The sequence below is a fragment of the Pseudovibrio sp. POLY-S9 genome (assembly GCF_001431305.1).
Classification (GTDB): domain Bacteria; phylum Pseudomonadota; class Alphaproteobacteria; order Rhizobiales; family Stappiaceae; genus Pseudovibrio.
Map to the genome: position 1 here is coordinate 8,093 of NZ_LCWX01000155.1, position 10,368 is coordinate 18,460.

Annotated in this window: 8 protein-coding genes; 5 read left to right on the forward strand and 3 right to left on the reverse strand. The window is 48.4% G+C overall.

The features are described 5' to 3' along the window. From PPL9_RS14220 to PPL9_RS14240, 4 genes are all read left to right on the forward strand, one after another. Positions 1-641, forward strand: a 641-nt coding sequence (locus PPL9_RS14220) for an autotransporter outer membrane beta-barrel domain-containing protein (protein ID WP_152986701.1), incomplete at its 5' end; no start/stop codon positions are given. 332 nt (positions 642-973) lie between these two features. After that, entirely contained in the window at positions 974-3,430 is a 2,457-nt protein-coding gene (locus PPL9_RS14225) for a hypothetical protein (RefSeq protein WP_057463320.1), read from the forward strand. A 643-nt stretch (positions 3,431-4,073) separates the two neighbouring features. Next, the gene (locus PPL9_RS14230; protein WP_057463321.1) at positions 4,074-5,906 is read left to right on the forward strand and encodes an SEC-C metal-binding domain-containing protein; all 1,833 of its coding nucleotides are present in this window, start codon (positions 4,074-4,076) and stop codon (positions 5,904-5,906) included. 394 nt (positions 5,907-6,300) lie between these two features. Beyond that, complete coding sequence (locus PPL9_RS14240; RefSeq protein ID WP_057463323.1) at positions 6,301-6,882, forward strand: hypothetical protein; 582 nt, start codon at positions 6,301-6,303, stop codon at positions 6,880-6,882. Between the two features lie 32 nt (positions 6,883-6,914). Here the strand turns inward: PPL9_RS14240 and PPL9_RS14245 are convergent, their stop codons facing one another. The 3 genes from PPL9_RS14245 to PPL9_RS14255 form a co-directional block, all read right to left on the reverse strand. After that, a complete protein-coding gene (locus PPL9_RS14245; protein ID WP_057463324.1) occupies positions 6,915-8,429 on the reverse strand; it encodes an IS66 family transposase in 1,515 nt (504 codons plus the stop codon). Between the two features lie 68 nt (positions 8,430-8,497). Further along, positions 8,498-8,845 carry an IS66 family insertion sequence element accessory protein TnpB gene (tnpB, locus tag PPL9_RS14250; RefSeq protein WP_057463325.1) on the reverse strand — a complete coding sequence of 116 codons (348 nt, stop codon included), beginning with the start codon at positions 8,843-8,845 and terminating at the stop codon, positions 8,498-8,500. Then, on the reverse strand, positions 8,842-9,219 hold the full coding sequence (locus PPL9_RS14255) for a transposase (RefSeq protein WP_057463326.1): 378 nt from the start codon (positions 9,217-9,219) through the stop codon (positions 8,842-8,844). The genes tnpB and PPL9_RS14255 overlap by 4 nt, the downstream gene beginning before the upstream one ends. A 154-nt stretch (positions 9,220-9,373) precedes the next feature. Here PPL9_RS14255 and PPL9_RS31985 point away from each other — a divergent pair, with 154 nt between their 5' ends. Beyond that, a complete protein-coding gene (locus tag PPL9_RS31985) occupies positions 9,374-9,874 on the forward strand; it encodes a hypothetical protein (RefSeq protein WP_152986699.1) in 501 nt (166 codons plus the stop codon). Positions 9,875-10,368 lie beyond the last annotated feature (494 nt).

The window sequence follows — 10,368 nt, forward strand, 5'->3', positions numbered from 1 at the left end:
GAAAGTCCTCTGCAACAGTAGATACAGTGTATTTTGGTGCCTATGGTGGAGCTCAGTTTGATGCTCTGGGGCTCCGTGTTGGTGGCAGCTATGCATGGCATGATATCGACACAGCACGCTCGGTTGCTTTTACTGGCCTCTCTGAAAACCTGGCTGGTTCCTATGATGCGCGCACTGCTCAGCTCTTTGGTGAGGTGGGATATCGGTTTGATCACAACACGAGCAGTCTGGAACCTTTTGCCAATGTGTCCTACGTCCGCTTATCCAGCAACGGGTACTCTGAAACTGGTGGCACAGCGGCTCTGACGGCTGGTCATGAAACCATAGATAGCGCCTTTACCACTATCGGGCTGCGAGTAGGAACTCTGGCTGACCTTGGTGAGTTCAGCGCGAAGCTTTCAGCGCAAGCCGCTTGGCAGCACGCGTTCGGCGACAAGGAGCCGTTTGCCAGCCATGCCTTTAATGGTGGAAGTAACTTCTCTGTCGCCGGAGCACCGGTTGCCAGAGATGCCCTTGTGTTTGATGTGGGCGTTGCAGTTGACCTGGGAGAGGATGCAGCCATTGGATTGTCCTACAATGGTCGGTTCGGTTCTGGGCTCACCGATCAGGGGCTCAGGGCAAACCTTACCCTGCGTTTCTGATCATCATGCCCGCCGCCGGGGATCAACAGCGGTGAGCAAGCCTTCTTAAAACAGAACGAGAATTAAAATGCGATATCTCCATCATCTTGTTCCGGCCTTATGCATGACCATGATCTCCAGCTCCCTGTCCTTCGCACAGGAAACCGGTCTGCCTGGAAATGCCACATCCTTGCATGAGACGCATGGCAACTGGACTGTTACCTGCGCGCTTACCTCATCGCACGATGGCCACAGCATCTGTTTTCGTAACCAATGATAGCAATGTGTCACGGCACTTAGCCAAATAACGACATTATTTCGATGACAACGTATTAACATTAGGGAGAGAGCCTATGCAAAAAGACCATCGCATTCGCTTAGAATTCACCAATAACAGCTCATCCGTTTTCACTTTTGAGCAAGCTCACTTAGAATATGGTCAACTCGCAGATGACAGCGAGTGGCCAAAAGAAATAGCTGCCGATGGTGGTCGCGCAACCGTCGAATGCGATGAGGCAGAAATGTCTGTCGCAGGATGCGCAGGCTGGGTAAAATATAAATCTTCCTCGCCTGAAAACCCTATCAGTATCTATTTCTCGTTCGCCAATCCGATTGGGAACGTGAACAAAATTGATGCCGGCACAAGCGATCAGATATACGAAACCATGACTTCTCAGTTCCTGCCGGTGCAGAGAGTTTTTCCAACCGAAGGTTCAGAGGAGCACTATTGGACGGTGGATGCATCCAGTACAGATGGAAAAACCAACGACGCTAGATTTGTGATTGAAAGCGGTGATACGACGGAAATTATTCCGGAGAACCTACAGCTGGTAAATGCAGCTGCTACTTTTGACAGTGTCAATGCAAACTCCGGCGGGACTGGCTACTATTTGACCATCCACACTTCGATCTACTCACATTTTAAAGGAGTTGGCGCTTTTGGATCAAAGTTAATCTTCACACACACAGACGTACTGCTTCCCCATCAGCAAGGTACATATATGATTGGAGATAAAATCCAAAAAAAACATGGTGGCAGCTCAACAATTAAAGCAACTTATAATACCGAACATGATCCCGCATGGGGTCATCCAGGAGGTGTTCAAGTATGCGGTAGCTACATGGCACTTGCTCTGGAGAAAAGTGACAAACATAACACCTGCTCAGAAGTACAAATCTACGATGTCCGCCCCACGGCAAAAAACAAACCGATGAAACTTCTGACCACGATCCCGAGAGACGATAGCGGGGTAAATGGCGCAGGGATGACGAAAGAAAAGTCAGTAGGTGATGAAAAAGGGAAATACATTGTCATTGCAGGGGATAGCCCAGGGCTAAGCGTCTATCGATCTAAAACAGCTGAAATTAGTACACAACCCGACCAGTTTGATCTCATTCAGTTGATTTCAAAAAAAGATCTTCCTGACACATTTAGTCCGGAGGGTGGCTTCGCTCTCGCGACACAGGAAGATGGCCAGCTCTTTATTTTCACGATGCACGGCACCGATAGAAGTTTTGGTTTATATCGGCTCCAGATTGAAGGAGATCATAGCGCAACTGTAACGCAAGTTCGTGCTCCAATACTATTGGAAACTGGCCCCTCCTCATCAGCCGACACGGAAGCAAGATACGACGATATGTCAGGTGCTATCAGCTTAGCTGGTCTCAAAGCGAACTATATGCCAGGTGTGGATATGATGTCACCGTCTGACCTGGGCGCCAATTTCAGATGGGGAAAGGGTCTTCAGATTACATCATCCACCAGTATTGAAATTTTTGCAACATCCAGAAGTGCTTTCCCATATCCGCCTTTCTTCCCTGGAGTGTTTTCAGTCGCGACTTGGAAGGCGGACACCGCTATCGATGCTGTCTGGTGGCCTAGCATTTATTACACTACAGGCTCCTCGGTGGCGATCGCTACAGATTACAACTCAGGCTGCCTGGAAATGAACCGTGGCTCCGGCGGAAACAGCAACAAACTTTACTACCGAGTAGGAAGGGCACATTTCTCCGACAATCGTATCGACTTTGGAAACGGTATATATTTTACAAGTAGCTCCGACTTTGCCGTATCTATGGATAATAAAGACCACTGTATCTGTGTACATAGGGAAAGTGGGAGTGGCAATAAGCTATATTATGCCGTTGGACTTGCGGATATAGGTGCCAAGACAGTCAATTGGGGCAATAATCAAAATTACACCACCGGGACCAAGGTCGCAGTCGCCATGGATAATCATGGTAACTGCGTTGAGCTACACACCGGTAGCGGCGACGACAAAAACAATCTCTACTACATGATTGGGATCATTAACTCCACTGCAAAGACAATACATTGGGGAAGCAGCCACAAATATGATACGGGCGCTGACATTGCCGTCGCAATGGATAATCACGGTAATTGCATAGAGACACATAGAGGCAATCCGGCTTCTGGTAACGACGATAAACTTTACTACCGCGTTGGCAGAATAGACTTCAGCAAGAAGACCATAAGTTGGGGTGATAGTATCCAATACGATTCAGGCTCAGATCACTCAGTAGCGATGGACAATAGTGGTAATTGTGTGGAGGTTCATCGAGGTCGCGGTAGCAGCGTTGACCTATACTACCGTACTGGAAAAATACAATTTGAGAAAAAAAAGATAGACTGGAGTGAAAGTAAGAAATACGACCATGGCTCTAATCTTGCTGTAACCATGGATAATAATGGCCACCTTATAGAAGTGCACAGGCATTCGGAAGCTGGCGATAACAGCAATAAGCTATACTACAAAATTGGTTTGCCGGATCTGGGCCCTGTTGACTAAACCTCTCTCTTGCAAAGCATAACGTGATTCAAACTCCCCGTATTGACGGGGAGTTTTGTGTATGCGTGGCGATTTGTGCGATGAAGAATGGGCAATCATAGAAAAGCTGTATACGTCCGCTGTACCCGACCTATAAACTAGGGATAGATGTTGGAGAGTAATAAACTTTCGTTCTGACAAGCAGACAAAGCGGCAGAAGTCTGCCGATCAAAAAAATAGAGTTGCATACTGGTCGCAACACACATTTTCACAACAACAGCTTTTTGAGGATTAAAGATTCATACCAAAGGGCCTCTGCAGACTTTGACCGGAACACAGGGCGCAAATAGCTTGTGACCATAAGCTGACCTTGCGCCTGACCTAGGTTACAGTTCTTCTCAGCCAGCTTTCAACTGCAAGTCGAATTCTCTTCCAGCCAAGCTTCAGATCGTCCGTCAGAGACTTCTTCAATCCTGACATTCTTCCATGCGAACGAAGCGGACGTTCGCTGGAGCCGCGAAAAAATGCATGGAGAGCTTGGTGCCTGCCTTTCTCTAATTCGATGTGATAACTTGAATTTTGAAAGCCAGAATCAAGAGCTGCTTAGACTTATTTCGATCTGTATCCCGTTACTCTCCGCAACAAACCTAAGAGCCATATTCCAATGGATTTTGTCGTGCCTAAAACGAGAGATAACCACTATGTTCCAAAGTGGTATCAGAAAGGTTTTTTTGCAAAAAGAGAGAGCGAACTTTGTCACTTAAAGCGTCGGATTATTCCTCTTCCTGACGGATCTACAAAAACCATAGAGTCAAAGAGATGGCATACCCCGACACAGCGGTTTTACAGCAAAGATCTATATACCACGTTCTTTGGCACAATACTCAATGACGAGATTGAAAAGAAACTATTCGGCTATATTGATGATAACGGTTCTGCGGCGGTCAAAGCCTTCCTAACTGATGACCAAGCCGAATGGCATAAACACTTCGAAGATTTCTTCGTGTATTTAGATGCGCAGAAGCTAAGAACCCCTAAGGGTTTGGATTGGATTAAGAGTAATTATCCAGCCCTCAGCCAAAATCAATTGATGCAAGAGATGCAATCCATTCGGACATTGCATTGTACCTTATGGGCTGAAGGTGTTCGTGAGCTGGTCTCGGCTGAAGATTCAGATGTAAAGTTCATTGTTTCCGACCATCCAGTGACTGTTTATAACTACGCTTGCCCCCCAGATGCAGCATGCTGTACCTATCCGAACGATCCCGATATTGCCCTAAAGGGATCACAAACCATTTTCCCATTAGACAAAAATCGCTGCCTAATCCTGACTAACCTTGAATATGCCAAGGACCCCAATGGTGCGGCCCCGCTAGATCTGCGCACGAATGCGACCAAGACACGACGAAGCTTGGTCAACACCGTCGAGTTCATCAATACCCGCAAGTTGAGCGCAGATGATGTTACCAAAATCAATTACATAATCAAAAATAGGGCTAGTGAAAGTGTTGCCGCAGGTTCGGAGCAATGGTTATTTCCTGAGAAGGACATTGAATGCGAATGGGCCGAACTAAGAGAAGTTCTGTTGCCTCCCTCGAACAAACTCTTCCACTTCGGTGGTGAAATGTATGCCAAATTTGATGATGGCCATGTTCATTATCAAGATTCATTTGGCAGGACCACAAAGCAACATAAGTTCTTACGCAAATCCATTAGTGAAAGCACAATTAGACGCAATGATAACTGTGGCTGCGGAAGCGGTAAAAAATATAAGAAGTGCTGTCGAGCTAAGCCTGCTGATGCACGCACCACTTGGGCTGTCCTAAATATCAGAGAACGCAATCTTGCGTTTTGCAACGCCATTATTGACATTCTAGGGCTTAACAAAGGCAAGTCTTGGGACGATGTTCGGAGAGAATTATCCGAGGAGCAAATAGCTGATATCTACGGGTTCTACGGCATGCTTTGGCCTACAGACACCGACATCTATTCAATGCTGCCAAAACCTGATGAAAGCTTCAGAGGGCTTTATACTGGTCCATTGGATGTCAGGGTGATTGGTTCGCAAGCGCTTTGCATTGCTCCTCATTTTGAAGAATTCTTAATTCAGCACCCGGTTACCAACCCCAACGTCGTAAAACCTGAGTTTAGTCCCGTCAAGTCGCCTAGAAAATTTCGATACCAAGCCCTCAAAGAACTTTATTTCATGCTCACTTTGCAGCCTTTTATTCATTCTGGTTTAGTAAACTTATTTCCTGATCCTTGCAGCTTTGACTACCACTTGCATCGTCAGATGCTAGACATGGCTTACAAAAGAAAAAGGGCTGTCATTAACAAAAGCGAACAGGAATTTCACCACAGCTTAATGTTAGAAGACCTTCTCAATGCTACATACATGCTTCCCCGCGATGTTAGAAAGAGAATGCTTTGTGAAGATTTTCCTCACATAACTGAAGAGCAAGCAGATAGGATATGCGACTCCTTAGATGAAATGTGAGCGTCCGGCGAACCTGACCTACCGATGGTGTGTTTGCTCATCTATACTGCGGGCTGTTTTTCGGCAGTGATTTGGAAGATAAAGCGGAGTAAGAAGGTCCTCGCATTGGTGTTATGTGCTACAGGCCATTTCCTACGAATCCAACCACAACCAGTGCTGACAGCATATCATGTCAACGTCCTGGTGGCTGATAATGTCGTCAGCGAAGAATTTGTTAGTGGAAAACGTACACTTAAAGAACTGAATATCACACAGCACCTCATGGAGGTAGTGCTACCCAGCTAACTTGTAAAGTTTATGCCTCATGGCGGTTCGATGTGAGAAAACACAGTAATTGGTATCTTTTTCTGCATCGGCTTCGTGCCATAGGCTCTATTTATAAGGCTAGTGGAATATGCGTATTAGTTTTGGCAGGCTGTTCAAACCGCACGAAGCTCACGAGGGAGCAAGTAATCGTGTCACGGCTGCACAGCTTCAAAAAAAGATTGCCTCTGACTTCGCTAAGAAGCCAGAAGGCTGGCGTCCTCAGGTTTGTTATAATTTTGCTCTGAAAGTGGGAGTGCTTGAAGGAAAAATCTCAGAACATTCCAAGCATGAACTCATGAGCGGAGCAAAAGTGGATGGCTATCCGCTTGGCTTCTCTGATAAAATGGGCATCACTGCTTCAAACACACAAAAGTATTTCGACCACACAAAGATAACAGCATCAGGCGTCATCAACTTCATCGATGACCAGAAAGGTGCTGTCGTACATACCGCATATCTGCAAAAAGAAGACGACGGCAGTGTTCATATCTATCATGCTAATTGCATGACATTAGATATGGCTTTGCTTGGCGATGCTCAGGACCTTCCTAGGGTTGGCTGCGTTACGCATTATGAAGTGAGTGATCACCATACTCAGAACCGCCTTCAGAGCTGGCTGGATTCAGGCTATAGCTTCAAATTTACGTCTGCGTCCAAGCTATCTGCATAGAAAGATGACCTATCTAGCCTGGATAGCTTCAGTTACGCTGGTTTACCAGCGTAACGCCATGGCATGAGGTCATTGATGCGGTTGATCTTATGATCGGCAATTTGAGCCAGCACCCAGGTGAGCCATGCTTGCGGGTCGACGTTGTTGAGCTTGGCGGTTTGTATGAGTGTGTAGGCGATAGCAGCAGCCTTCCCTCCGCCTTGCGATCCCATAAAGAGATAATTTTTTCTTCCCAGGGCTATCGGCTTCATGGCGCGCTCGGCTGCGTTGTTGTCCAACTCCAGATGACCATTATCAAGATAGGGCCGTGCCTTTGGTAGGCGGGTGAGTGCATAACGGATTGCCGCTGCCAACGGGGATTTGCCGGATATTCTGGAAAGCTGAGCGTGCAGCCAGTCTTCCAGATCGTCGAAAACGAGTGTGGCATGGGTCTGCCTGAGGTTCTTGCGCTCCGGTGGCGGCTTGCCACGGACCTGTTTCTCGATCTCATAAAGCTGTGCGATCCGCTGGATGGCCTCGCCGGCAATGGCTGAGCCCTGGGAGGCATGAATATCAACGAACTTGCGCCTGATATGCGCCATGCAAGCCATTTCCGAAGCCTTATCTTGCCCGAACAACTCCCTAAACCCAGCATAGCCATCAGCATGGATCCAGCCTTTGTAGCCATTGAGGTGGCCTGGCGGATGCTCGCCTTTGCGATCAATGGTGAACTGGTACCAGACAAGAGGAGGCGCTGTTCCTGCAAAGGGTCTCTCGTCTCTCACATAAGCCCAGATGCGAGCGGTTTTTGTCTTCTTGTTGCCCGGTGCCTGAAGCTTAACCGGGGTGTCATCGGCAAAAACCGCATTTCCCTGTCGCACCATACGGCCAATGGCATCAGCCAGTGGTTCCAGCAGGGACGTGGAGCGACCAACCCAGTCACAAAGGGTAGACCGGTCAAGATCTATGCCCTCACGGTCAAAAATCTGGGACTGACGGTACAGCGGTAAGTGATCACAGAACTTCGACACCAGAACATGAGCCAACAGACCTGATCCAGGACGTCCGCGCTCAATCGGCCTGGAGGGAAGCGGGGCTTGAACAACCTTCTCGCAGCATGAGCATGACAGACGTGGGCGAATAATCCGGTTCACCACAAAGCGGCCCGGCACATACTCCAGCTCTTCGGTGATATCCTCGCCAAGCTGCTTCAGTGCACCGCCACACTGGCGACAATTGTCGCTTGGAACAAGAACTGTATCATTGCGCTCCAGATGCGCTGGTAACGGTTTGCGGCTGTGCTGGCGCTTCTCACTTTTGTCTACTGAGCTCGCTGGATTGCACTGGTCCTCAGCGGCCTCAGCAATGGCTTTGTCCTCAGCAAGATTAAGGTTGAGCTGGTCGAGAGTTTCTGATTTGGAGCCAAACCGGTTACGATTGGCACCATGAAGTTGGTGCTGGAGTTGCTCAACCTTCAGGCTCAAAGCCTTGACTTCCGCCGCCAGAAGCTTGTTGACGGCTCTCAGTTTCACCGGGTCTTCGAGGCAAATGTTTAGGTCCTTGAGCATGGCTATTTTATACAGGAATTCACGTATAAAGGTAAGGCGTATCAACTTAAACTGTTGCGATTATTCACCTATCCTGAGGTTAATGGTGTCCATGTTCGGGCAGGTGCGCGCCAGTCTATCCCTTCAAGCAGCATCGACAGTTGGGTAGCTGTTATATGGGCTTTCCCCTCCTTTGCCGCTGGCCACACAAACCGGCCCTTCTCAAGACGCTTAGTGAACAGGCATGCGCCCTGGCCATCCCACCAGATGATCTTAATGAGGTCCCCTCGGCGACCGCGAAATACAAACAGGTGACCTGAGTAAGGATCTTCTGCCAAAACCTGCTCTGTTTGAGCGGCAAGAGTGTTGAAGCCCCGCCGCATATCGGTGATACCAGCCGCTAGCCAGACCCTCGTATTGCTCGGGACCGGGATCATCGCTCAAGTTCCTTCGCAAGAACTGCAATATCACAGAGGCTGAAAGACCCAGACAACGCCAGCTGCGTGCCACAGGGCAAAGTAACACAAAGTCTCCTGACCGATGTCTCGTTAAGACCACCAACCCGAGAGCTTGCTGTCGGACCAGTCCCATCGGCGTTGCCCTCAGGAGAAACGTCAATGGACAGAAAACCATCGACGGCGCGGCTGGTCGGGCGATAGCGGGGATCGTTCAGCCACCGATGCAGCTGGCTGGCATGTTCTCCATGACGCCGCGCCACCTCCTTGACCGAAGCACCAGGCTCAAGCGCCTGACGACACATCTCCTGCTTTTCCTCCGCACTGCGACGCTCAAACTTGCGTTTCTCTGTCATGTAACCCCGGTCCACTTAGTTGATGGACCTTCAAGGGTAAGCAGCGCGACAAAAATTCAGAAGGTCGGGTTCACCGGACGCACACGATGAAATTGCTCAATCCAATCCTTTGATCCCGTTACAAGATGTGATTGCGAGTGAGGGCGGTCAGTTTATGCCCTTCAGTATGACTCCCAACTATGAAATGAGTCTATTTATCGCTCAGGTTACTGGCTCAGTAATTGTCACTGATAGTGATTACAGATGGAGCGAGTTTCAATCAGCTCAACATCGTGAGCGAGGAGTTTCTGTTCACCCTTGGAAGGACATATACGGTCACCTGAATGTAATACCATTAGACCTTGAAGCTTCCCTCTCTTTCCAACGATCCCCCCATCCTACGTTTGTGAAAGTGAGAGGCATTTTGAAATCAGCGGATAGCTTGATTGCAAATGATATCCGTGACCCTAAGAAAATTTCAGAGATGGCAGGTCAAGCTAATGAAGTGGTCGCTCATCTAAGAGAGATGGATAATGATAGCATTGCAGAAATTAAGTTCCTTTCACCTGAAGGTGGTTTCTATGATACCAATGTTCAACGCATGCTGCTGAAATCCAATGCTCAGCAGTACCGTGATAAAGTCAACTCTGCTTGTTTCGTCAGATTCCGCCCGTAAGTAACCAAACTTATCGCTCAGTACTGTTTAGAGAAATCGTAACTACGCTCACGAATCTAAAGTTTTAGGCACATTGAATGGCAACCATGATCACAGCGCAAGTTTTACACTTGCGAAGCTCTGTGCTCTGACCAACGTCGGCAATGGGCTCTGGACGCCTTCTTACTCCTACGGCGCATAGATCTATGAATGACTGGCCAATCAGGTCTTCTGAAAGTTCACTACAGATAGCACCAACTCTTGATAGAACCTCTCCAATGGCAGCTTCTGGCCCTGACGCATCTTGACGTAGCCATGTTCATTTCCAGTTCTCTACGCCGCAGCGGACGTCAGCAAAGTCCGCTGAATGGCTGTTCGCAGGTAATGTGGGTCTGAGCTTATGATTGCAGGTTGGTTGGTAGAGTCGGGGAGAGACGCGCCCTGCGGTAGATGAGGGGAGTAGCTGTTGACCGGCTGCTTTCGCACACTGCCGGTGCCTCAATCCTCACCATGAC

Bases quoted from the DNA above. Each gene is read 5' to 3' on its own strand.
- PPL9_RS14225 (WP_057463320.1), top strand. From the start codon at position 974: ATGCAAAAAGACCATCGCATTCGCTTAGAATTCACCAATAACAGCTCA.
- PPL9_RS14230 (WP_057463321.1), top strand. From the start codon at position 4,074: ATGGATTTTGTCGTGCCTAAAACGAGAGATAACCACTATGTTCCAAAG.
- PPL9_RS14240 (WP_057463323.1), top strand. From the start codon at position 6,301: ATGCGTATTAGTTTTGGCAGGCTGTTCAAACCGCACGAAGCTCACGAG.
- PPL9_RS14245 (WP_057463324.1), bottom strand. From the start codon at position 8,429: ATGCTCAAGGACCTAAACATTTGCCTCGAAGACCCGGTGAAACTGAGA.
- tnpB (WP_057463325.1), bottom strand. From the start codon at position 8,845: ATGATCCCGGTCCCGAGCAATACGAGGGTCTGGCTAGCGGCTGGTATC.
- PPL9_RS14255 (WP_057463326.1), bottom strand. From the start codon at position 9,219: ATGACAGAGAAACGCAAGTTTGAGCGTCGCAGTGCGGAGGAAAAGCAG.
- PPL9_RS31985 (WP_152986699.1), top strand. From the start codon at position 9,374: ATGCCCTTCAGTATGACTCCCAACTATGAAATGAGTCTATTTATCGCT.